Annotated in this window: 22 protein-coding genes; 13 read left to right on the top strand and 9 right to left on the bottom strand. The window is 73.2% G+C overall.

Features of this window, described 5'->3' with window-relative positions:
• Nucleotides 1-17 precede the first annotated feature (17 nt).
• Entirely contained in the window at nt 18-1166 is a 1149-nt protein-coding gene (locus Q9R28_RS06400) for an ATP-binding protein (RefSeq protein ID WP_081984522.1), read from the top strand.
• A gap of 39 nt (nt 1167-1205) precedes the next feature.
• Here Q9R28_RS06400 and Q9R28_RS06395 read toward each other — a convergent pair whose 3' ends face one another.
• Nucleotides 1206-2285 (bottom strand): esterase family protein, encoded by a 1080-nt coding sequence (locus Q9R28_RS06395; protein WP_209684684.1) that lies wholly within the window; start codon nt 2283-2285, stop codon nt 1206-1208.
• 150 nt (nt 2286-2435) lie between these two features.
• Here Q9R28_RS06395 and Q9R28_RS06390 point away from each other — a divergent pair, with 150 nt between their 5' ends.
• Entirely contained in the window at nt 2436-2825 is a 390-nt protein-coding gene (locus Q9R28_RS06390; RefSeq protein WP_311205705.1) for a DUF4190 domain-containing protein, read from the top strand.
• A 46-nt stretch (nt 2826-2871) separates the two neighbouring features.
• On the opposite strand, the gene Q9R28_RS06385 is transcribed toward Q9R28_RS06390, so the two are convergent.
• Entirely contained in the window at nt 2872-4026 is a 1155-nt protein-coding gene (locus Q9R28_RS06385; protein WP_311205704.1) for a substrate-binding domain-containing protein, read from the bottom strand.
• 126 nt (nt 4027-4152) lie between these two features.
• Here Q9R28_RS06385 and Q9R28_RS06380 point away from each other — a divergent pair, with 126 nt between their 5' ends.
• The 4 genes from Q9R28_RS06380 to Q9R28_RS06365 all read left to right on the top strand — a co-directional run bounded on the left by Q9R28_RS06380 (nt 4153) and on the right by Q9R28_RS06365 (nt 8342).
• Nucleotides 4153-5544 carry an MFS transporter gene (locus tag Q9R28_RS06380; RefSeq protein WP_311205703.1) on the top strand — a complete coding sequence of 464 codons (1392 nt, stop codon included), beginning with the start codon at nt 4153-4155 and terminating at the stop codon, nt 5542-5544.
• Nucleotides 5545-5553: 9 nt separating this feature from the next.
• Complete coding sequence (gene nucS, locus Q9R28_RS06375) at nt 5554-6249, top strand: endonuclease NucS (protein WP_066651293.1); 696 nt, start codon at nt 5554-5556, stop codon at nt 6247-6249.
• A 166-nt stretch (nt 6250-6415) separates the two neighbouring features.
• Nucleotides 6416-7084 carry an HAD hydrolase-like protein gene (locus Q9R28_RS06370; RefSeq protein WP_311205702.1) on the top strand — a complete coding sequence of 223 codons (669 nt, stop codon included), beginning with the start codon at nt 6416-6418 and terminating at the stop codon, nt 7082-7084.
• 10 nt (nt 7085-7094) lie between these two features.
• A complete protein-coding gene (locus Q9R28_RS06365) occupies nt 7095-8342 on the top strand; it encodes an MFS transporter (protein ID WP_311205701.1) in 1248 nt (415 codons plus the stop codon).
• 297 nt (nt 8343-8639) lie between these two features.
• Here the strand turns inward: Q9R28_RS06365 and Q9R28_RS06360 are convergent, their stop codons facing one another.
• Together Q9R28_RS06360 and Q9R28_RS06355 are read right to left on the bottom strand one after the other, a co-directional pair.
• Nucleotides 8640-9473 (bottom strand): NmrA family NAD(P)-binding protein, encoded by an 834-nt coding sequence (locus Q9R28_RS06360; protein ID WP_311205700.1) that lies wholly within the window; start codon nt 9471-9473, stop codon nt 8640-8642.
• Nucleotides 9474-9543: 70 nt separating this feature from the next.
• Nucleotides 9544-10185: a nucleoside/nucleotide kinase family protein gene (locus Q9R28_RS06355; protein ID WP_271825923.1), complete on the bottom strand. Its 642-nt coding sequence runs from the start codon at nt 10183-10185 to the stop codon at nt 9544-9546.
• Between the two features lie 37 nt (nt 10186-10222).
• Here Q9R28_RS06355 and Q9R28_RS06350 point away from each other — a divergent pair, with 37 nt between their 5' ends.
• Nucleotides 10223-10591, top strand: coding sequence for a VOC family protein (locus tag Q9R28_RS06350; protein ID WP_209684698.1), 369 nt, complete (start codon nt 10223-10225; stop codon nt 10589-10591).
• Here the strand turns inward: Q9R28_RS06350 and Q9R28_RS06345 are convergent.
• The gene (locus tag Q9R28_RS06345) at nt 10572-10922 is read right to left on the bottom strand and encodes a hypothetical protein (RefSeq protein WP_066651271.1); all 351 of its coding nucleotides are present in this window, start codon (nt 10920-10922) and stop codon (nt 10572-10574) included. The two genes, Q9R28_RS06350 and Q9R28_RS06345, sit on opposite strands and share 20 nt — an antisense overlap.
• A complete protein-coding gene (locus tag Q9R28_RS06340) occupies nt 10919-11353 on the bottom strand; it encodes an NUDIX hydrolase (RefSeq protein WP_066651264.1) in 435 nt (144 codons plus the stop codon). The genes Q9R28_RS06345 and Q9R28_RS06340 overlap by 4 nt, the downstream gene beginning before the upstream one ends.
• A gap of 305 nt (nt 11354-11658) precedes the next feature.
• Here Q9R28_RS06340 and Q9R28_RS06335 point away from each other — a divergent pair, with 305 nt between their 5' ends.
• Complete coding sequence (locus Q9R28_RS06335; RefSeq protein ID WP_311205699.1) at nt 11659-12960, top strand: alpha/beta hydrolase-fold protein; 1302 nt, start codon at nt 11659-11661, stop codon at nt 12958-12960.
• 13 nt (nt 12961-12973) lie between these two features.
• Entirely contained in the window at nt 12974-13735 is a 762-nt protein-coding gene (locus tag Q9R28_RS06330; RefSeq protein ID WP_311205698.1) for a DUF4184 family protein, read from the top strand.
• A gap of 97 nt (nt 13736-13832) precedes the next feature.
• Here the strand turns inward: Q9R28_RS06330 and Q9R28_RS06325 are convergent, their stop codons facing one another.
• On the bottom strand, nt 13833-14417 hold the full coding sequence (locus Q9R28_RS06325) for a hypothetical protein (protein ID WP_311205697.1): 585 nt from the start codon (nt 14415-14417) through the stop codon (nt 13833-13835).
• Nucleotides 14418-14578: 161 nt separating this feature from the next.
• Here Q9R28_RS06325 and Q9R28_RS06320 point away from each other — a divergent pair, with 161 nt between their 5' ends.
• Complete coding sequence (locus tag Q9R28_RS06320) at nt 14579-15217, top strand: AmiS/UreI family transporter (RefSeq protein WP_311205696.1); 639 nt, start codon at nt 14579-14581, stop codon at nt 15215-15217.
• Between the two features lie 37 nt (nt 15218-15254).
• The gene (locus Q9R28_RS06315) at nt 15255-16499 is read left to right on the top strand and encodes an acyl-CoA dehydrogenase family protein (RefSeq protein WP_066651251.1); all 1245 of its coding nucleotides are present in this window, start codon (nt 15255-15257) and stop codon (nt 16497-16499) included.
• Between the two features lie 88 nt (nt 16500-16587).
• Here the strand turns inward: Q9R28_RS06315 and Q9R28_RS06310 are convergent, their stop codons facing one another.
• A complete protein-coding gene (locus Q9R28_RS06310; protein ID WP_311205695.1) occupies nt 16588-17910 on the bottom strand; it encodes a carboxylesterase family protein in 1323 nt (440 codons plus the stop codon).
• Nucleotides 17911-18081: 171 nt separating this feature from the next.
• Complete coding sequence (locus Q9R28_RS06305) at nt 18082-19377, bottom strand: MFS transporter (RefSeq protein WP_209684702.1); 1296 nt, start codon at nt 19375-19377, stop codon at nt 18082-18084.
• Between the two features lie 239 nt (nt 19378-19616).
• On the opposite strand from Q9R28_RS06305, the gene Q9R28_RS06300 reads away from it, so the two are divergent.
• Nucleotides 19617-20417, top strand: coding sequence for a sugar phosphate isomerase/epimerase (locus Q9R28_RS06300; RefSeq protein WP_200884124.1), 801 nt, complete (start codon nt 19617-19619; stop codon nt 20415-20417).
• Nucleotides 20414-21529 carry a Gfo/Idh/MocA family oxidoreductase gene (locus Q9R28_RS06295; protein WP_311205694.1) on the top strand — a complete coding sequence of 372 codons (1116 nt, stop codon included), beginning with the start codon at nt 20414-20416 and terminating at the stop codon, nt 21527-21529. The genes Q9R28_RS06300 and Q9R28_RS06295 overlap by 4 nt, the downstream gene beginning before the upstream one ends.
• The last annotated feature ends 163 nt before the right edge of the window (nt 21530-21692 follow it).

Genomic DNA, 21692 nt, shown 5'->3' with positions numbered 1-21692 from the left:
CAGATCATCGGAGGCCCATGCAGCCGAGCCCCTACACACCGGGTGAGATCGCCCGCGCCGTTCCCGGGCGCGCCCTCCAACTCGCCGATCTGGACGAGCGCCTGTCAGTCCTGGTCGACCTCCACCGTCTGGTGGGTCGGATCCGGGTGGACCACGCCGCGCGAGGCTTCGGGAAGACGTCACTGCTCCGCGAGTACCAACGCCGGGCTTCTGCGCGCGGCGCGGCCACCGTGTGGGTGACGGCAGGTGAACCGCAAGGGCTCGTCGAGCAGATCCTCGACGAGTTGCGGCGGACCGTCGGGGCTGCCGGCGCCCCGCACGGCAGGGCTCTCCGCGAGAAGGTCGAGTCACTCCGGCTCTCGCTCGGGGTGCCGGGCATCGCCACCGCGACGGGGACCTTCCGCTCGACGGCTCCGGACGACGAGCGCGCTCGTGCGGGCGCCCGCGGCCTCGAGGACGTCATCCGCGCCGCCACGACGGAGCGGCCGCTCGTCATCTTCGTCGACGAGATCCAGTCAGCGGACGCGGCAGGCCTCCGCACGCTGGTCTACGCCTGGCAACACCTCCAGGCGGAGGGTACGGACGTCCCCGCCGCGGTCTTCGCCGCTGGACTGCCGAACGCGCCGGAGACCATCGCCGAGATCGTCACCTTCAGCGAACGCCTCGCGTACCGACCGCTCGGCCCCCTGCATCGCGATGCCGAGGAGATCGCACTGGTCGGACCGGCTCGCCTCCTCGGAGTGCAGTGGACGCCGGAAGCCGTCGACCGCGCGTTGTCGATCGCGCAGGGCTACCCGTACTCCGTCCAGCTCATCGCCGACTCCGCGTGGGCGGCTGCAGGGCGGCCCGATCCGGGAGCGGTGATCGACGTCGGTTCGGTCGAGACCGGACACCGTTCCATGCAGGCCGACCTGGAGGCGCTCTTCCGGGCGAGGTGGTCGGCGTGCTCGACCTCGGAACGGCGTCTGCTGACGGCGATGGCACGGCTCGGCGACGGTCCGACTTCGCGGGCGTCGATCGCGGAGGCGCTGGGGACCGGGACGAACCAGCTCTCCACGCCGCGGGCGCGGCTCATCGACAAGGGACTCGTGCAACCAGCCGACCGGGGGATGCTCCAGTTCACGATCCCCGGGTTCGCCGCCTTCATCCGTTCCGAGTACTCCTGAGGGACCGGCGGCCGGAGCCCTCGAGTGGCGAGCGAGCCGTCAGGACGCCGCGAGTCCCACGTGCGGCTCCAGCCACGCCATCCCGGCAGCGATGGCCGCGCGTGCCATCGCCCAGTCGTGCCCGCCTCCCGGCACGACCCACCGCGTCACGTGCATGCCCGCCGCAGCAGCGTGCGCGGCGACCACGGGCATCGCCGGACCGTAGTGCCGGTCCAGCTGCGCAGCGGTGAAGAACGCGGACGTACCGGTGTAGGGGCCGTGCTGGGCCATCACCGCGATCGGTTGCGCCGCACGCCAGGCCGCGACGCTGCCGCCGAACCCGTGCAGGGTCTCGGCGCGGGTCAGCTCGGTCGGGCCGAGCTCACCGGAGACGTCGATCACGTTGCCGAAGCGCTGTGGATCGCCCGCCCCGAGCTGGATCGCGCAGGTGCCGCCCTGCGAGAACCCGCCGACGGTCCACGCCGTGGCACCGGTCTGCACGCGCAGGTGACTCGTGATCCACGCGGGGACGTCCTGCTCGAGGTACGTCCGGCTGTTGCCGAGCGGCCCGTCGACGCACATCGGGTTGCCCGATCGTGGGCCGAGCTGATCGGGCACGACGACGATCGGCGCGAGGCCGCGGTGCAGGCCGGCGATCGCATCCATGGTGTGTGCGATGTGCCCGCCGGTCTCGACGTCGTCGGGGCCCGCGCCCCGTGACTGCCCCGACATGAGGACGGTGACGGGGAGTGGTGGCGGATCGGCGACCAGTGCCGCCGGTGGGAGCCAGAGCAGGGCGTCCCGCGCGACGAAGTGCGACCGGGTGCCCGGGATGGCGACGTGCAGCAGGCGCCCCTGCTGCGGGAGGTCGGCGGGCGGGGTCCACGTCGTCGCGAGGTCGACGCTCGACGGTTCGCGCGACGTCGGGCGCTCGGTGGCGGGGATGCCGCGGGAACTCGTCGGCACACTGCGGGTGCGCTGCGGCGCGATCAGCGTCGCGCTCGGTGCCGGAGCAGCAGTCGCCTGATCGGACGACCCCACCGATCGCACGACGACGACGGTGAGCGCGACCGAGACGAACGCGACCACCAGGACCACGACGAGCCACACCAGGTCCCGGGAACGATCGATCGGCTGCACGTGACGGAGCGTAGGGAGCGCTCCTCGTGAGCAGTCGGTGGCGGAGGCCTGCGGCGCTGAGGAAACCCCCAACCGACACCCAGCCGGGGCCGCGCCCTGCCATCCGCTACCGTTGGGGCACGCGACAGCGGACTCGACGAGGGGGAACCGATGAGTGACGACCAGTACCCGGGCCAGGGGAACCAGGGCCAGCACCAGCCGCAGTACGCGCAGCAGCAGCCGCAGTACGCGCCGGCGCCGCAGTACGGGCAGCCGACGCACGTGACGGTCGGCTACCAGCCCGCTCCGCCGCGTGGTCTGAGCATCGCGAGCATGGTGCTCGGCCTGGTGTCGGTCGTCCTGGGGTTCACCTTCCTCGTGCCGCTGGTCGGGTTCGTCCTCGGCATCGTCGGCCTCCGGAAGGAACCCGCCGGTCGCGGGATGGCGGTCACCGGTCTGATCCTGAACGGGCTCTTCGTCGTGGGGTGGGCGCTGCTCGTCATCTTCGTGATCGGCATCGGCGCAGCGGGCATCGCCACCAGCGGCACCTCGGGCGCCTAGCCCCCAGCGCTCCGACAGGAGGCGCGCGGGTCGCGGACCCGGGCGCTCAGTCGCCGACCGCCCGGCGCACCGGCCCCGTCGTGTCGCCCACGCGCAGCTCCGACCGGAAGGCCGCCGGCTGCGGCTCGTCGCCCTCGAGCATCGCGAGCGCGGCGCGTGCGGCGGCCCGACCCTTCTGCTCGAACGGCTGCACCAGCGTCGTGAGCTGCCGGATCGGCGAGCGGTGGAGCAGGCTGTCGTCGACCGTGATGCCGTCGAAGCCGACGACGCTGACGTCCTCGGGCACCCGGAGTCCCGCGTCGAGCGCTGCCGAGACCACCCCGACGGCGAGCAGGTCGCTCTGCGCGATCACCGCGCTCGGGACCGGTCCGTCGCCGGTGAACAGTGACTGTCCGGCGATCCGGCCCTCCTCGACGGAGCTGGCGGCGGCCTCGACCGCGACGGCGTCGGGGTAGACGCTGCGCACACCACGGAGACGCTCCAGGGTGGTGTGGGCGACCCCCTCCGCCTCGCGCGCTGCGTCGACGGGGCCGCGGCGGCGCTCGGCATCGAGCGGGAGGGTGACGACGGTGACCGCGGTGTGGCCGAGCTCGCGCAGGTAGTCGGCGGCACGACCGGAGGCCTCGCGGTTGTCGAGCTGGACGGGGACCGCGCCCTCGATGTCGTCGGCCTCGATCGCGACGACGGGGATCTGTCGCCGGCGGAGCACGGCGACCGCCGGGTCGATCCGCACGTTGCACCCGACCAGGACGACGGCGTCCATCGGGGCGTCGACGATCGGCCCGGCGCCGTGCTCGTCGTCGAGGGGGCTGCGCACGAGGAGCAGGGAGGCGCCCGCCTCGCCCGCGACCTCGGCGATGCCGTCGAGCGTCAGGACGTTGACCGGGTCGCGGAACGCATCGCTCAGCCGCTCGTCCATCACGACGCCGATCACCCCGGACCGCCCCCGGCGGAGCGAGCGCGCCCGCGGGTCCGGGCCCCCGTAGCCGAGCTCGGCAGCGGCGGCGAGCACCCGGGCCCTCGCGTCCTCGGACACCGGGCCGGCACCGCTGAAGGCGAGGGAGGCGGTCGACGGTGCGACCCCTGCTGCACGGGCGACCGCGGCGAGCGTCGGTCTGGGCCCACGGCGCACGGGACCGTCGGCGTGGTCGCGGGGGTTCGTCGCCCCGGACGCGCCGGGTGCTGTTGCCGGGTGGTCCATCGCCCGTTAGCGTAGTCACACGAACCGGTCGAATCGATTCGACCGGACAGCCGCAGGCAGGAACCCGACCAGGGACGGCCTCGCTGGCGGCCCACGACACGACCAGCACGAGACCGGAAGCTCCGCATGACGACGACGTCCACCCGAACCGCCCCGACGACCCGCACCTGGATCATCGCGGTCTTCGTGGCCTTCACGCTGTCCGGCCTGGCCATCGCCACCTGGCTCGGACGCATCCCCAGCGTGCGCGACTCCCTCGGTGCCACCACCTTCGAGATGGGCCTGCTCGTGCTCGGCATGGCGGTCGGCTCGATCGGCGGCCTCACCTTCGCCGGCCACATCGTCGCGAAGGTCGGCGCCCGCCGGGGCGTGCAGGTGGCGTCGGTCTGCCTGGCGGTCGGCCTCGTCTTCGCGGGCGTCGCCGTCACCGCCGGCTGGGGCTTCGCCGCGATCTGGATCGGTCTCATCGCGTTCGGCTTCGGCAACGGCCTGGTCGACGTGTCGATGAACGTCTCCGGCGCCGCCGCCGAGAAGGCCGGTGGGCGCACGATCATGCCGCTCTTCCACGCCGCGTTCAGCGTCGGCACGCTCGCCGGTGCCGGGCTCGGCGCCCTGACCGAGGCGCTCGACGTCCCCGTCGTGCTGCACTTCGCGGGGCTCGGCGTCGTGGTCTGCCTGGTCATGCTCGCGGCGGCGTCGCGCTTCGGGGACGAGCACCGGTACGAGGAGCACGAGTCCACCGCGACCAGCCCGACCCCGGTGCAGCTCACACGCTGGCAGGTCTGGGCACAGCCGTCGACGCTCCTCATCGGTGTGATCGTGCTCGGCATGGCGCTGGCCGAGGGCTCCGCCAACGACTGGCTGCCCCTCGCCATGATCGACGGGCACGGACTCGACAACGCCGCCGGCTCCGCCGTGCTCACGGTGTTCCTCGCCGCGATGACCGCCGGACGCATCGCGGGCAGCCCGCTCATCGACCGGTTCGGCCGGGTACCCGTGCTCCGCGTGAGCGCCGCCGTCGCCGTCGTCGGCCTCGGGCTGCTCATCTTCGTGGACGTGATCCCGATCGCGATCGTCGGTGTCGTCCTCTGGGGCCTCGGTGCGAGCCTCGGCTTCCCGATGGGCATGTCCGCCGCCGCCGACGACCCCCGCTCGGCAGCGCTCAAGGTCAGCGCCGTGGCGACGATCGGCTACGTGGCGTTCCTCGCCGGTCCGCCGCTGATCGGCTTCCTCGGCGAGCACATCGGCCTGCTCGGCGCGCTGCTCGTGGTGTTCGTGTTCATCATCGCCGCCGGCCTGGCATCGGGTGCGGCGCGCGAGACCGGCGCGGCGGCCGAGACGCTGCGGAAGCGGCGCGGACGCGACGACGGTGACCACGGGGCGGCACGCGACCAGCAGCCGGACGCGGCGCAGCCCGGCGGGGGCGAGCCGCGCCTCCAGACCGACCGCCCGCACCACGGGACGGACGACACGATGGCGGACCCCGCCGCGTCCGGTGGGACGCGCGCCGACCGTTAGGATCGCCGGGTGCGTCTCGTCATCGCCCGCTGCTCCGTCGACTACGCCGGACGCCTGTCGGCCCACCTGCCGCTCGCGACCCGTCTGCTCATGCTCAAGGCGGACGGCTCGCTGCTCGTCCACTCGGACGGCGGCAGCTACAAGCCGCTGAACTGGATGAGCCCGCCGTGCTCGATCGAGATGACCGAGCCCGACGAGGAGCAGGCGAGCGCCGGCATCACCCAGGTCTGGACCGTCACGCAGAAGAAGACGCAGGACAAGCTCATCGTCAGCCTGTACGAGGTCGTCGCGGACGAGAGCCACGACCTCGGCGTCGACCCCGGTCTGGTGAAGGACGGCGTCGAGGCGCACCTGCAGCAGCTGCTCGCCGAGCAGATCGAGCTCCTCGGCGACGGGCACACGCTCGTCCGACGTGAGTACATGACGGCGATCGGTCCGGTCGACATCCTGGCGCGCGACGACGCGGGGGCGAGCGTCGCGGTCGAGATGAAGCGCAACGCCAACATCGACGCCGTCGAGCAGCTCACGCGGTACCTCGAGCTCATGAACCGCGACCCGCACCTGCGGCCGGTGCAGGGCGTCCTGGCCGCGCAGACGGTCGCACCGCAGGCCCGCACGCTCGCCGAGGACCGCGGCATCCGCGTCCTCGTGCTCGACTACGACGCGATGCGCGGCATCGAGGGCGGGCACACCCGCCTGTTCTGACGGTCGCGTGGCGCGTTCGGCACGCGTTCTGCGACACCGCACCCGTCGATCGACGCGAGCGATGTCGCAGGACCGGCACCGAGCCGGGAGGCTCGCCCCACCGCCCTGCGCGCCCACCGGCCCGCCCCGTGGTCGGCCCCACCGCCGCGACTAGGCTGGTCAGGACATGACGCGCCCCTACTCCGCCATCCTGTTCGACCTCGACGGGACCATCAGCGACTCCGCCCCGGGGATCCTCGAGAGCATGACGCACACCTTCCGCACGGTCGGCGTGCCCGTGCCGGACCACGCGACGCTGATGTCGTTCGTCGGCCCGCCGATCATGGACACCTTCCGGACGGCGATGGGCATGGACGACGCCGGTGCGGAGCGGACACTCGCCGTGTACCGCGAGCACTACCTGTCGCACGGGGCTCTCGACTCGGCGATGTTCACGGGCATGGACGTCGTGCTCCGCACCCTGCACGAGGCCGGACTGCCGCTGTCCACCGCGACGAGCAAGCCCGAGACACCGGCCACGGTGATCCTCGACCACTACGGCCTGACCGGGTACTTCGACTTCGTCACCGGCGCGAGCGACGACGAGGTCCGGAGCGCCAAGGCCGACGTCGTCGCCGAGGCCCTGCGACGACTCGAGGCGGCCGGCCACGACGTCAGCCGCCCGGTGCTCGTCGGCGACCGGCTGCACGACGTCGAGGGCGCCCACGTGCACGGCGTGCCGGTCGTCTTCGCCGAGTGGGGCTACGGCTCCCCCGCCGAGGCCGAGGGCACCGTCGCCCGTGCCGCCACCCCGCTCGACCTGCTGCCGATCCTGCTGCCGGACGCGGCGGCGTGAGCAGGGACCGGTGAACACCGTCGCCCGTCGCGGACTCCGCGGCGCGGCCTGGCTGCTGCCGGCGGCGATCGTCCTCATCGCCCTCAACCTGCGCGGGCCGATCGTGGCTCCGGCGCCGGTCATCGGCGACCTGCGCGTGGACCTCGGGCTGACCGCGACGGTCGCCGGGCTCCTGACGACGATCCCGGTCCTGTGCTTCTCGCTGGCGACGCCGTTCGCCAGCTGGGTGATCGCGAAGGCCGACCCGGAGCGTGCGGTGTCGCTGGCGCTCGTGATCGTGCTCGCGGGCACGGTCGTCCGGTCGACCCCGTCGGCGGCGGCGCTCCTGGTCGGCACCGCGATCATCGGCATCGGCATCACGATCGGCAACGTCGTGATCCCGGTGGTCATCCGACGGGACACCTCGCCCGAGCGCGTCGGGCTGGTGACCGGCGTGTACACGTCGGCGCTCAACGTCGGGTCGATGATCACCTCGCTCGGCACCGCCCCGATCGCTGCCGCGTGCGGGTGGCCGGTCGCCATCGCCGTGTGGGCGGTGTTCGCCGTCGTCGCCGGGGCCGCGTGGACGTACGCGGTCGGGGCGCGCGCGGCGTGGCTCCGGCCGGCCCGGGTCGAGCCCGTGGTCGCGACGGGTCCGGTCGAGCTCCTGACCGAGACCGGGTCGATCCGCACGGTGTCGGCAGCGTCGGAGCCCGTCCGACCCGCGCGCCGGCTCATCACGTGGGGGCTGACGCTGGCCTTCGGCGGGCAGGCGTTCTCGTACTACGCCCTGACCGCGTGGATCCCGACGCTGCTGCACGACGAGATCGGCTTCTCGGCGGAGTCCTCGGGCGCGAGTTCGTCCGTGTTCCAGATCCTGGCGGTGGTCGGCGCGCTCGGCGTCCCGGTGCTCGCGACCCGCTGGGCGCCCCGCGCGATCATCGCCCTCGTCGCCTTCCTCTGGCTCGCGATGCCCCTCGGGCTGCTGTTCGCGCCGCAGCTCTGGCTGCTCTGGTCGGTGCTCGGCGGAGCGGCGCAGGGCGGCGGGATCACGGTCGTCTTCATCATCGTCGTGCGGATCGTCACGAGCGACGACGACGCCCGGCGGATGTCCGCGTTCGTGCAGGGCGGCGGGTACCTGATCGGCTCGGCGGGACCCCTCGTCGCCGGGGCCCTGCACGGCGCGACCGGGAGCTGGACGGCCCCGCTGCTCGTCGTGCTCGTCGCGGTGCTGACGCTCGGCGTCGCGGGGACGCTCGCGGCCCGACGCGTGCGCTGACGCGGCGCAGCGGCGCAGCGCGGCGCAGCGGCGCGGCGCGCCGCGGCGGCGAAGCGCGGCGATCGGCTCGTACTCGAGGACGTGGTTCGACGCGCTCTCGAACAACCGACGGCACGTCGCACCACGGAAGGACGTGGTGCGACGTGCCTCCCGTCGTGCAGCAGCACCCGCAGCACCGCTACCCGCAGCAGCACCCGCAGCAGCGGCACCGGCACCCGCAGCAGCACTGCAGCACTGCAGCACTGCAGCAGTACCCGCGGCCGACACGGCGGACGCGCCCCGTGCCTCCCGGCCGGGTCAGCCCGCCTGCAGCACCTCGCGCAGCGACAGCGGTCGACGGCCGGTCACCCGCTCGACGTCCGTCGAGACGTGCGCCAGCGCACCCTCGGCGATCGCCGTGTAGGTGCTCACCCACGCGTCCGCCTGCCACGGTTCCGGGTTCCAACGCGCACGCGAGGCGTACGCCTCCGCCACCGTCTCCGGCTGGTACGTCACGGCGCGGCCGCGCACCTCGGACACGGTGGCGGCCGCCTGGGCGAGGGTGATCGCCTCCGGTCCGGTGAGCTCGTACGTCCGGTCGGCGTGGTCCGACGGGTGCAGCAGCACCTCGGTCGCGACGCGCGCGACGTCCGCCCGCGCGACCGCGGCCATCGCGCCGACACCGGCCGGTCCGCGGATCACGCCGTCCTCGCCGACCAGGTCCTCGACGAAGTCCAGGTAGAACGAGTCCCGCAGGAACGTGTGCCGCATCGAGGTCTCCTCGATCGCCTGCTCGGTCGCCCAGTGGTCGCGGCCGAGGGTGAAGGTGGCGTCCGGTGCCGCACCCACGAACGACGTGTAGACCACGTGGGCGACGCCCGCGTCCGCGGCCGCGGCCACGAAGGCGCGGTGCTGGTCGAGGCGGTCCTGCGCCTCGGCGCCGGAGACCATGAGCAGCAGGTCGACGCCCTCGAGCGCGGCGCGGGACGCGGTCGCGTCGGCGTACGAGGCGACCGCGACCTCCGCTCCCGGCAGCTCGGGTGCCCGGGCCGCGTCGCGGACGAGCATGCGGATCGGCGTGCCGGCCCGGGCGAGCGCGCGGGCGACGGACCCGCCGATGTTGCCGGTGGCTCCGGTGATGGCGATGGTCATGGTCGCTCCTGTCCTTCGGTGCTGCTGGTCGGGTGGCTCGGGTCGGGCCGCCCTGGTCGTCCGGCTCCGGTCAGGTCCGGACCGTCCGGGAGGCACGGGTCACCGTGGCAGCGACCCTCGCCGCGTTCACGCCGTCGACCTCGAGCGCCCAGGTCCGGGCCGCCTCGTGGTCGCGTCCGTGCCGCACGTGCCGGCCCACCAGACGGTCGACGCGGACACGATCGTCCACGACGCACGCCCACGTCTCGGTGAAGAGGCCGGGCAGCGCGGACCACGGCGCGTCGGTGTCGAGCAGGTAGTTGCCCTCGGAGACGACGAGCCGGGTGCTCCGCGGCACGGCGATGCTGCCGGCGACGGGCTCGTCGACGCGGCGGTCGAAGTCCGGCGCCCAGACGACGTCGTCGTCCGCGACGACCAGACGACGGACGAGGGCGACGTAGCCGGCCGCGTCGAAGGTGTCGATCGAGCCCTTGCGGTCGTGCCGGCCGAGGGCGTCGAGTGCCGCGTTCGCCAGGTGGAAGCCGTCCATCGGGACCTGCACCGCGGTACCGGGCCCGTGCGCGGCGTCGACGGCGACGACGATCCGGCGTGCCAGCGTCGACTTGCCCGCCCCGGGCGCCCCCGCGATGCCGAGCACCGCGCGGCCGGGACCCGCGGCGAGCGCCACCGCCCGCTCGACGGCGGCGTCGACGGACAGCTCGGTCGGGGTCACCGTCCCATCCTGACAGGAGCGGTGGTTCACTGGCCGCATGGTCGATGCGACGACGGCGTTCAGCGGGTTCTCGGTGCGTGACCTCCCCGGGGCGCGGGCGTTCTACGAGGGCGTCCTCGGGCTGCCGGTGAGCGAGGACCACGGCATGCTCGTGCTGCACGTCGGCTCCGGCACCGGGGTGCTCGTCTACCCGAAGGGGCCCGCGCACGAGCCGGCGTCGTTCACGGTGCTGAACTTCCCGGTGCCGGACGTCGACGCAGCCGTGGACGAGCTGTCGGCGAAGGGCGTCACGTTCCTGCGCTACGAGGGCGTGACCGACGAGCGCGGGGTGAACCGGCACGGCGGTCCGCTCATCGCGTGGTTCACCGACCCGTCGGGCAACGTGCTCAGCGTGCTCGAGGGCTGATCCGGTCCCACGCGTCGCGCACGGGGCCGGGTGGCAGCACCGCGGCGACCTCGGCGGTCAGGCTCGCCAGGGCTGTCAGGTGCTCGGGCAGGAGCAGGTCCCACGGCGGGGGTGCGACACGCTCGAGCGACCGGAGCGTGGCGGTGTCGGGACCGGTGCCCCACTGCTCGGCGAGGGCGTGCACGAGGACGTCCTGCTCCAGGCGCAGCTCGCGCAACCGGTCGAGGAGCCGGCGGACGCGGTCGGGGTCGGCCGCAGCGGTGACCAGGTCGCCGAGCAGCGCCCGCTCGTCCCAGAGCCGGGCGGACAGGTCGGTGGCCTCGCCGCTCACGGTCGTCGAGCCCAGCCGAGGGCGATCGGCACGAGCAGCCCGTGCCGTCGGTGGGGCAGCTCGGCGACCGGGACCCACGCGGCCTCGTCGGTCGAGCCGTCCGTCTCGCTGCGCAGCTCGCCGCCGGTGACGGTCACGCGGAACACGACCTGCACCGCCTTCATCGGCCGCCCGTTGTCGTGCATCCGGCGCTCCTTCGGCACGATGTGGTGCCGGACGCCGAGGAGCGGACCGCACGTCGCCTCGTACCCGGTCTCCTCGAGGACCTCGCGCACGACGGCCTGCTCGACGGTCTCGTCGAACTCGACCCCGCCGCCCGGCAGCGTCCACGTGCCGGCCTCGGGGACCCGCAGTCGGGCCAGGAGCACACGGTCGCCCTCGGTGATCACGCCGTAGGCGGCGAGCCGGGTGTCGTAGTCCGTGTACTCCATCCGCCGACCTTGCCAGGATCCCCTGGAGGGCACACCCAGACGCGCCGCCCGCCACCGTCCGGTGCGGGGACGGTGCGGTCCTCCGCACGGTCGACGGACCACCCGGGCCTGGCCGCTCGGACAGCTCCGGACCGTCGGCCGGCCACCCCCCGTGCAGGATCGCTCAGGATCAGCCGGGAGACCGCCGGGGACGGGCTCCCCGCTGCCGGTCCGGACACCTCGGCTCGCTACCGTCGCTGGACCACGCCGCTCCTGTCCCGTCACCCGCCGGGTGTCCGAGAGCGTCCCGACCGTCGGACCCGCCCGTGACCACCCTGCCGCTCCTGTCCGCCCACGTGCTGCTGCCCCTCTACGCCCTGACCCTGGTCGCCGCCGTCCTCGTCCTCACCACCGTCCGCCGCTCCTGGCGCTGGGCAGCCGTCGCGATCGTCGCGGGAGCGCTGGTCGGGACCATGCTCTCCTGGTTCCTCGGCGACGTCCTCGACGTGCTCGGCGTCCCGCCCACCTGGGTCGACCGGGTCTGGACGGGTGTGGTGTGCGCACTGCTCGGGGTCGCGGTCGTCGGACTCGTCCGCGGTGGCCGGGCACGGCGGGGCCGGGTGCTGACCCGGGTGGTCGCCGCGCTGCTGGTCCCCCTCGCCCTGGTGTCCGGCGGACTGGCGGTGAACCGGGACGCCGGGCTCTTCCCCACGATCGCCGACGCCCTGGGGCAGTCGCACGTGCCGCCCCTCCGCCTGCCGGACGACCCGGCCCCGGGATCGGCCCCGGTCGACGCCGCGAGCTGGCGACCCCCGCGCGACATGCCGGCCCACGGCCGCTACGGTTCGGTGCGGATCCCGGGCACCGTGTCGCACTTCCACGCCCGACCCGCGATCGTCTGGCTCCCCCCGGCCGCCCTCGTCGAGCACGCCCCGGAGCTGCCCGTCGTCGTGATGCTCTCCGGGCAGGGACCCGGCGCCGCTCCGGCGAACATCGTCGAGGCCGGCCGCATGGCGACCCGGCTCGACGCGATCGCCCACCGGCACCGCGGACTCGCACCGATCGTCGTGATGCCGGACCAGCTCGCCCGGGCATCGAACAACCCGATGTGCGTCGACGGTCCGCTCGGGAACAGCGCCACCTACCTGACGCGCGACGTCCCGACCTGGGTCCACGAGCACCTGCACGCTGCCGCCGGCGGGGCGGACTGGGCCATCGCGGGCTTCTCGCAGGGAGGCACCTGCGCCCTGCAGCTCGGGGCCGGCCGGCCCGACCGGTTCGGTTCGTGGATCGACGTCTCGGGACAGATCGTGCCGGTCCTGCAGGGTCGCGACGACACCGTCTCGAGGGGTTTCCGCGGTGACCGGGCGGCGTACGAGGCCGCGCAGCCGCTCCGAGTGCTCGCCGAGCGGGCGCCGTACCGCGACTCCGCCGCGTTCGTCGCGGCCGGTGCGGACGACAGCCGGTACGGACCGGTCGTCCCGCGGGTCGTGGCGGCCGCACGTGCAGCCGGCGTCACGGTGACGGAGCGCATCATCGAGGACGGTGGCCACGACTGGCACACCGCCGGTGTCGCCCTGGCCGAGGGCGTCGAGTGGTTCGTGCACCGCACGCACCTGGCCCGATGACGAGGACGTGACCGTGCCCTTCACCGTCAGCCACGCGGTCGTCGCCCTGGCAACACGTCGCCTTCCCGTGCCGGTCGCCGCCGTCGCGATCGGTTCGATGGCGCCGGACACGGTGCTGTTCGCGCCGTTCCTGCCGCCCTACGAGGACGCGCACTCGTGGTGGGGCGTCCCGACCATCGACCTCGCCGTCTCCCTCGTGGTGCTCGCCACGTGGTGGTTCCTCGTGCGGCCGGCATGGTCACCGGTCGTCCCGGGGCTGCGTCGGCGTCTGCCGCGGGGCTGGGGTCGCCGGCCGCCGCTCGGTGCACGCGACGTGCTGCCGGTGGTCGTGGGCTGCCTGCTCGGCAGCGTCACGCACGTCGTGTGGGACGGCTTCACCCACGAGCACGGCTTCGTGGTCCGGGCCTGGCCCGCACTGCGGGACGGCGCCGTCGGCGGGTACCCGCTGCCCTTCCTGCTGCAGGACCTGTCGAGCGTGCTCGGGCTGCTCGCCCTGCTCGTCGTCGCCGCGGTGTGGTGGCGACGCGCCGACGTCCGGCCGGTCGGGCCCCTGCGCCCCGTCGAGCGGGTCGTCCCGGTCGCAGCCCTGGCCGTGGTCGTCGTCCTGGCGCTGGCCGTCGGGGTGCGGTCGTTCCTCGCCGGCGGCGGGATCGGTGGCGTGGTCACCGCGCTGGCGTTCCGGGTGCCGGCACTCGTCGCGGTCGCCCTGGTCGTGGGTGCCGTCGTGCTGCTCGTCGGCCGTGGACTCCGCGGGCACGGGACACGCGGGTCCTAGGACCCGGCACCGGCAGGGCGTCGCGAGAACGTCCGGGTGCCCGCGGGTACCGGCAGGGCGCTGCGCGAACGTCCGGTGCCCGCGCTGCCGGCTCCCCTCAGGCCGCGACGGCGGCGGCGGCCCAGCCGGCCCGCATGCGTGCGACCGCCCGGTCCCACCCGGCGAGCAGGTCGGCGTCGTCGCGGAGCATCGCCTGCAGCTGCAGCCCCTCGAAGAGCGCGACGAGCTGCTCGGCGGCGTGCCGCGGTGAGGCCCCGCGGGACTCACGACCGGCGACGACGTCCCGCACGAGGGCGAGGGTCACGTCCTCGAAGAGCATCGTGTACTGCTGCCGGAACCACCCCGACGCCGGGTGGCCCGGGGTCGAGGTCGCGCTGAGCAGCGCGACGCGGACCCGCACGACCGCGGGGTGCCGGTGCCCGCGGTCGAGCCGGGCTCGGAGGTACGCGACGGCCCCCTCCCGCTCGGCGACCCCGCGGAGCGCATCGCGCCCGTCCTTGGTCCACCGGTCGACGACGGCCACGACGAGCAGCTCCCACGACGGGAACACGCGGTGCACCTCGGCCACCGTGACGTCGGCGGCACGGGCGACGTCGTCCGGGCCGACCGTGTGGAAGTCGCCGTCACGGAAGGCATCGGCGGCACCGGAGACGATGCGGGCGCGGAGGTCGGCGTCGGGCATGTGGTCGATCCTGCCCACGGAGCGGTGTGCGCGCGACCTCCCGTCCGGGGGCGAGCGACGTCGGGAGCAGCAGTGAGCGCTCGACGTCACGGATCGTCACCGTCGGACACAGTGCGACACAACCCTTCCGCGGCGGTCCCCTCGCTGCCACGGTCGTCGCCATGGCGTACATCTGCTTGGTGCTCTCCGGAGCGGCACTGCTCATCAACGGTCTCACCCTGCTCGGTCGGGTCCCCGGCCGTGACAGCGGTGTGTTCAACGTCCTGATCGGCGGGCTGCAGCTCGTGCTGTGCACGGCCGTCTCCGTCACGGCCGACGGGTCACTGCCCGTCCTGCTCTCGATCGCGGGGACGTTCCTCTTCGGCCTCACCTACCTGTACGTGGGGATCGACGCGCTCGCGGGGCTCGGCTCGACGGGGCTCGGCTGGTTCTGCGGCCTCGTCGCCGCGATCGCCGTCGTCTTCGCGGTCACGAACGTCACCGTCGACCCGGTCCTCGCCGTGCTGTGGGCGACCTGGGCCGGGCTCTGGACGCTCTTCTTCCTCCTGCTCGCCCTGGGTCGTGACCTCGGCCGGTACACCGCCTGGGCCCTCGTCCTCGCCAGCCAGACCACCACGACCGCGCCGGCGCTCCTCGGGCTCTCCGGTCGGTGGCCGGCCGGGGCCGCGTGGACCGTCGGCGCCGCCCTGGTCGCGCTCGTCGTCTTCGTCGGCGCGGCCGTGCTCTCCCGACGCGGGGCTCGCAGAGCACCGTCGACCCCCGCCCAGCCCCAGGTCGTCACACCGACGGCCACCGCCTGAACAGCACCCGCACACGCAACCCGGAAGGCACGACACCATGACCGACACCACGGCCGACCAGCTCGGCACCGCCCAGACCACCGCACCGGTCGACTACGAGACCCTTGCCGGTCGCTTCCGGCCGATCTTCGACCGCATCGCCGCCGGCGCCTCCGAGCGGGAGCAGGACCATCGGCTCCCCTTCGACGAGATCCGCGAACTCGCAGCCGCCGGGTTCGGCGCGGTCCGCGTCCCCGTCGCGTTCGGTGGCGCGGGCGCGACCCTCCCGCAGCTCTTCCGCCTGCTCACCGAGCTCGCCGCCGCGGACAGCAACATCCCGCAGGCCCTGCGCGGGCACTTCGCCCTCGTGGAGGACCGTCTCGTCGGGCGCTCCGGAGAACGCGATGCCTGGCTCGGACGCTTCGGTCGGGGCGAGATCGCCGGCAACTCCTGGACCGAGGTCGGGGCCGTGCAGGTCGGCGACGTCGTCACGAAGGTCACGCCGCAGGACGACGGCACCTTCCGCGTCAGCGGGCAGAAGTACTACTCGACGGGCAGCATCTTCGCGGACTGGATCGACACGTACGCGGAGCGCACCGACACCGGCGAGCGGGTCATCGCGATCGTCGACGCACACCAGCCGGGGGTCGCCCACTCGGACGACTGGGACGGCTTCGGCCAGCGGACCACGGGCTCGGGGACGAGCACGTTCACCGACGCCGTCGTGCAGGCCGACGCGGTCGTGCTGTTCGACGACCGGTTCAAGTACCAGACCGCGTTCTACCAGGCGGTGCTCCTCACCGTGCTCGCCGGCTCCGTCCTGGCCGCCGAGCGGGAGATCGCGCTGCAGGTCAGGAACCGCAACCGGGTGTTCTCGCACGGCAACGCCGACACCTTCGCCGCGGACCCGCAGATCCTGCAGGTCGTCGGCGAGGTGTCCGCGGCCGGATTCGCGGCGACCGCGATCGTCGACCGGGCAGCCGAGGCGCTGCAGGCCGCGTACGAGGGTGCTGCCCTCGACGAGGCAGAGGACGAGCGACGCAACGACCGCGCCGAGCTCGCGACCGCACAGGCGCAGGTCTCGCTCACGTCCCTCGCGACCACGGCGACGTCACACCTGTTCGACGCCCTCGCGGCCTCGGGTGTGAGCACGACGAAGAACCTCGACCGGCACTGGCGGAACGCCCGCACCGCGGGGAGCCACAACCCGTGGGTGTTCAAGGCCCGGATCGTCGGCGACCACGCCGTCAACGGGGTCGAACCGCCCCGGGTCTGGGCGATCGGGGCGACGCGTCGCGGCTGAGCACCGCGACACCGCAGCACACCGTCGCAGGGGTCGGGGCCGAGTGCCCCGGCCCCTCGCGGTGCAGCCGGTACGGGCCCGGTGGAGGTCACCCCCGGTCGAACACCAGCGTCTCGTCGTCCGCCGCCGTCACCCGTCCGGTCCGCGCGAACTCCGCCCAGATCGCCCGGAACGCCCGCCCGCGCCGTTCGACCTCCGGCCAGTCCCGCTCCGGCACGAAGCGACTGCCCACCCACGCCGACCGACCGCCGAGCAGCAACGGCAGGTCGCTCATGTGCACCGCACCGACCGGCGCCACGGACGGGTGCCGCAGCAACCGGTAGACCGTCGCCCGTCCACCGGCGGCCCGGTGACGATCGGCGAAGCGCCGCGCATCGCGGCCGTAGATCACCTCGGACAGGGGCCGCACGAGCAGCCAGCGCAGCAGGGGTCGGACCAGGCGGGACCGCGCGGCCGTCCGGAGCCCCGGGACGAGCGGCACGTACATGCCCGCCTCGTCCGAGCCGGACCCGATGAGCACGTCGACCTCCGGTGCCACCGACCGCCAGGCCCGGTCGGTGTCGCGCTCGGCGGGCAACGGTGCGAACCCGTACTGCGTGCCGAACGGCATGCCGCCGGCCAGGCCGTACCGGCCACCGGCCTTCGTCGCGAGGGCCTGCCGCTCGAGGACCTCGTCGAGCGACGTGTCCGCCGCGACCGACCCGACGGCCCGGACCATCGCCCGGTTCATCCGCGCCCGCCCGCGCGAGAGCCCGAGCGGCGCGCTCTGCACGATCGCGCGGCGGAACAGGCCGCGGGCGCCCTCGCTGATCATGAGGTGCGCGATCGCGTCGGCTCCGGCGGACTGCCCGGACGCGGTGACGGAGTCGGGGTCCCCGCCGAACGCCGCGATGTTCCGCTGCACCCACCGGAACGCCTCGACCAGGTCGAGCAGTCCGAGGTTGGCCGGCACCGTCTCGCCGTCACCGAGGAACCCGAGCACCCCGAGCCGGTAGGTCACCGTGACGACGACCACGCGCTGCTCGGTCACCAGGTCGTGGGCGTCGTGGATCGGCAGGTCACCGCCGCCGAGCACGTAGGACCCGCCGTGCACCCAGACCACCACGGGCAGGAGCTCGTCGGGTCGGACGTCCGAGGGCACCGTGATGCTGAGTCGCTGGCAGTGCTCGTCGACCTGCAGGTGGTCCATCGACGGCAGGAGCTGGTCGACGAACTGCGCGCTCGGCTGCGGTGGGACGGGCGCCGGGGTGTCCGCGCGGAACGGCCCGCTGAACGGCGGTTGCGGCGACGGCGGCGCGAAGCGCTCGGCCTGCGCGTAGGGGATCCCGAGGGCGCGGGTCACGTCGCCGTCGACGACCGCCTCGATCGTGCCGGCCGGGGAGTCGAAGGAACGGGTGTCGGTGGAGCGCACCGACCCACGGTAACGACGCGACCTGCGGACCGACGGCGGACGCCAGACGAACGGACCGGAGGCGCGGTGCCAGCTGGCACCGTCCTCCCTCGCAGGCTCGGTCGGCGCGCCCCGCACAACGCTTCGCGTTGCCGCTGAGCGGGGCGCGCCAGTCCGTCAGTGCGACGGGCGTCAGCGGACCCGCTTGATCGGGATGACCACCAGGGCGCCCAGCAGGGCGACGATCCCGGCGGCCCAGCACATGAGCTCGTAGTTGTCGGGGTGGCTGCTGCCGATCTTCAGGAAGAAGAGCGAGATGGCGGGTGCGAGCGACTGCGGCAGTGCGTTCGCGATGTTGATCACACCGAGGTCCTTGCCCGGACGGTCGGCGTTCGGCAGCACGTCCACGACGAGCGCGGTGTCGATTGCCGAGTAGATGCCGTAGGCGAAGCCCATGACGACCTCGGCGACGTAGAAGCCCGTCACGGTGTCGGCGTGGGCGAGGATCACCAGGCCGACCGCGAACAGCGCCGTCGATCCGCCGACGAAGACCTTGCGGCGGCCGATCCGGTCCGACGCCCAGCCGGAGAGTGCCGCGCTGACGAGCAGGGCGAGCGTGTAGAGGAGCACGCCGAACGCGACGGCCTCGGTGGCCTCCTTCAGGTCCGCGATCCCGAGGTGCTCCTGCATGTAGAGCAGGCGGTAGGTCGTGAACATGAACGTCGCCAGGATGATCAGGAAGCGCGACCACCACGCGAACGCGAAGTCGGGGTTCTTGATCGGGTTCGTCCAGAACGACGAGATGAGGTTGATCCAGGTGAACGGCTTGAGCTTGTAGGTGGGCAGGTCGTCACGGGCGACCAGGGCGTACACGACGACCAGGACGATCGCCAGGATGCCGGGAGCGATGAACAGCACCGGCAGGTTCGCGACGAAGAACACCGACAGGTAGGTGCCGGCGAGCACTGCGGTGTTCTGCGCCAGGGCGATGATGCTCGACGCCCGGCCGCGTTGGAGCTGCGGCACGTTGTCGGCGAAGCTCGCGAGCAGGGTGGCGAGCGTGGCGTTCGCGGCGAGCTGCGCGAGCAGCCAGCCGAGCGTCAGGTTGAGGACGTCGGGCGCGTAGGCGATCCAGGCGAGCGCGATCGCGAAGACGACGACACCGCCGAGCAGCCACGGGCGTCGGCGGCCCCAGCGCGTGCGGGTCCGGTCGGACAGCGCGCCGGCCAGCGGGTTCATGATGAGCGCACCGAACGCGCCGATCGGCAGCACGGAGCCGATGACGTTCGCCGCGTCGTCGCCGACCAGGGCCTGTGCCTTGATCTGCATGCTGACGTAGACCGGGGCCATGAGCGCCACGAACAGGCCGAACTGTCCGAGGAACAGGGCGACCTGGTAGCCGATCCCCACCTTGACGGTGCTGACGGGCTGGGTGATGCCCGCTTCCGGGTCCAGCAGTGCGGGGCTGCCGGGTTCGGGTGTGCTCATGACGCCTCCTTGAGTCGATCGGAAACCTTGTACTGCAAGGTTTTCCGTCGGCGAGCATACATCTCCCGAGGGGTGATCGACACGTGTCGTCCAGACGGCGCGCGAGTGCGGCACCGGCGACGCGCGACAAAAACTACACAGCGGGTGGTTTTTGGGGTAGCGTCGGTCTCGATCTCGCCGGGGAGCATCGATCCTCGACGGGCCCCGACAACCTGACAGGACCGAAGGAGCCCTCTGCCATGCCCACCACCTCTGTGCAGCTGTACTCGCTGCGCGACGCCATCGCCGAAGACCTCGACAAGGCCATCGCCCGGGTGCGCGAGATCGGCTACGAGAACGTCGAGCCGTACGCGTTCGTCGAGCGCGCCGCCGACCTCGAGAAGGCCTTCGCCGCCACGGGCCTGAAGGCCCCGTCCGGCCACGTCGCCGTGATCGACGCCGAGGACACCGCGCCTATCTGGGACGCCGCCCAGCGCCTCGGCATCCAGACCGTCATCGACCCGTTCATCCCGACCGACCGCTGGCAGACCGCTGACGACGTCGCGAAGATCGCCGAGCGCGTCAACGAGCTCACCGCCGAGGCCACCGCGCGCGGCCTGAAGTTCGGGTACCACAACCACCAGTGGGAGTTCACGAACAAGGTCGACGGCAAGACCGTCTACGAGCTCTTCGTGTCGCAGCTCTCGCCGGAGACCGTCCTCGAGGTCGACACCTTCTGGGCGACCGTCGGCGGCGCCGACGCCCCGGCCGTCCTGCAGTCGCTCGGCGACCGCGTCGTCGCCATCCACGTCAAGGACGGCAAGGTCGACGGTGACATCCTCACCGCGCTGCCCTCGTCCGAGAGCGCCCTCGTCGTGCCGGAGGCACTGCAGCGCGCCTTCGAGAACCAGACCCCGGCCGGCCAGGGCGACGTCGACGTGCGGGGCATCCTCGCCGCCGCACCGCAGGCCATCCGCGTCGTCGAGTTCGACGCGTACTCGGGCGACGTCTTCCAGGGCATCACCGAGTCGCTCGAGTGGCTGAAGGGCAACGACAAGTGAGCCGCGTCGGAGTCGGCATCATCGGTGCCGGCAACATCTCGGACCAGTACCTGACCAACCTGACGCAGTTCGCCGACGTCGAGGTCCTGATGGTCGCCGACCTCATCCTCGAGCGCGCGGCATCGCAGGCCGAGAAGTACGGCGTGCCGTCGTCGGGCACGGTCGAGGAGCTCCTCGCCCGCGACGACATCTCGATCGTCGTCAACATCACGATCCCGGCCGAGCACGCGAAGGTCGGCCAGCAGATCATCGCCGCCGGCAAGCACACCTGGAGCGAGAAGCCGGTCGCCACCACCGCCGAGGACGCCCAGGCGCTCCTGGCCGCCGCGTCGGCCGCCGGCCTGCGGTACGCGACCGCCCCCGACACCGTGCTCGGTGCCGGCATCCAGACCGCGATCCGCGCCATCGCCCGCGGTGACATCGGCACGCCGCTCACCGCGACGACGATGTTCCACGTGCCCGGCCCGGACCAGTGGCACCCGGACCCCGAGTTCCTCTACGCCGAGGGCGCCGGTCCGCTGTTCGACATCGGCCCGTACTACGTGACGACCCTGCTCCACGCGTTCGGCTCGGCCTCGCGCGTGCAGGCCGTGTCGTCGAAGTCCCGCGAGACCCGCGTGATCGGCTCCGGCCCCCGTGCCGGCACCGAGTTCGCGGTCGAGGTGCCCACGCACCACGCCGCGCTCATCTCGTTCGCCGACGGGCAGTCCGCGCAGACGACCCTGTCGTTCCAGCACGCCCTGCCCCGCAACGGCTTCGTCGAGATCAACGGTTCCGAGGGCACGATCGTGCTGCCGGACCCGAACGTCTTCGACGGCGACAGCACGCTGTGGACGCTCGGCAAGGACGAACCGACGACCCTCGAGCACAAGGGCTCGACCTGGGGTCGCGGCACGGGCGTCGTCGAGATGGCACGTGCGATCGCCGAGGGCCGCCCGGAGCGCGCCTCCGGTGCCGTCGCGTCCCACGCGCTCGACGTCATGCTCGGCATCCGGGACGCCGCCGACTCCGGCCAGCCCGTCGAGATCACCTCGCGCATCACGAAGCCGGAGCCGCTGCCGGAGGACTTCGACCCGGCTGCTGCGGTGCTGGCGGAGGGCGCGAACGCCTAGCCAGCCACGTGACGGACGGGAGGCGCGGTGCCAGCTGGCACCGCGCCTCCCGTCCGTCAGCGTCGTGGGTGCGTCCGGCCCGGCGAGCGGGCCAGATCCGTCACGTCCGGAGCCGCACACCGACGTCCTCCGCCCTCCGGGCGGACGACGAGCGGCGTGTCCT

It is taken from the genome of Curtobacterium sp. BRD11 (assembly GCF_031844345.1).
Classification (GTDB): domain Bacteria; phylum Actinomycetota; class Actinomycetes; order Actinomycetales; family Microbacteriaceae; genus Curtobacterium.
This window is presented reverse-complemented; position numbering and strand designations above follow the sequence as displayed.

Excerpts from the sequence above, each read along its gene's own strand:
- Q9R28_RS06320 (WP_311205696.1), top strand. The coding sequence starts at position 14,579 with ATGGCGTACATCTGCTTGGTGCTCTCCGGAGCGGCACTGCTCATCAAC.
- Q9R28_RS06380 (WP_311205703.1), top strand. The coding sequence starts at position 4,153 with ATGACGACGACGTCCACCCGAACCGCCCCGACGACCCGCACCTGGATC.
- Q9R28_RS06305 (WP_209684702.1), bottom strand. The coding sequence starts at position 19,377 with ATGAGCACACCCGAACCCGGCAGCCCCGCACTGCTGGACCCGGAAGCG.
- Q9R28_RS06385 (WP_311205704.1), bottom strand. The coding sequence starts at position 4,026 with ATGGACCACCCGGCAACAGCACCCGGCGCGTCCGGGGCGACGAACCCC.
- Q9R28_RS06360 (WP_311205700.1), bottom strand. The coding sequence starts at position 9,473 with ATGACCATCGCCATCACCGGAGCCACCGGCAACATCGGCGGGTCCGTC.
- Q9R28_RS06350 (WP_209684698.1), top strand. The coding sequence starts at position 10,223 with ATGGTCGATGCGACGACGGCGTTCAGCGGGTTCTCGGTGCGTGACCTC.
- Q9R28_RS06370 (WP_311205702.1), top strand. The coding sequence starts at position 6,416 with ATGACGCGCCCCTACTCCGCCATCCTGTTCGACCTCGACGGGACCATC.
- Q9R28_RS06340 (WP_066651264.1), bottom strand. The coding sequence starts at position 11,353 with ATGGAGTACACGGACTACGACACCCGGCTCGCCGCCTACGGCGTGATC.
- Q9R28_RS06300 (WP_200884124.1), top strand. The coding sequence starts at position 19,617 with ATGCCCACCACCTCTGTGCAGCTGTACTCGCTGCGCGACGCCATCGCC.
- Q9R28_RS06315 (WP_066651251.1), top strand. The coding sequence starts at position 15,255 with ATGACCGACACCACGGCCGACCAGCTCGGCACCGCCCAGACCACCGCA.
- Q9R28_RS06400 (WP_081984522.1), top strand. The coding sequence starts at position 18 with ATGCAGCCGAGCCCCTACACACCGGGTGAGATCGCCCGCGCCGTTCCC.
- Q9R28_RS06390 (WP_311205705.1), top strand. The coding sequence starts at position 2,436 with ATGAGTGACGACCAGTACCCGGGCCAGGGGAACCAGGGCCAGCACCAG.
- Q9R28_RS06325 (WP_311205697.1), bottom strand. The coding sequence starts at position 14,417 with ATGCCCGACGCCGACCTCCGCGCCCGCATCGTCTCCGGTGCCGCCGAT.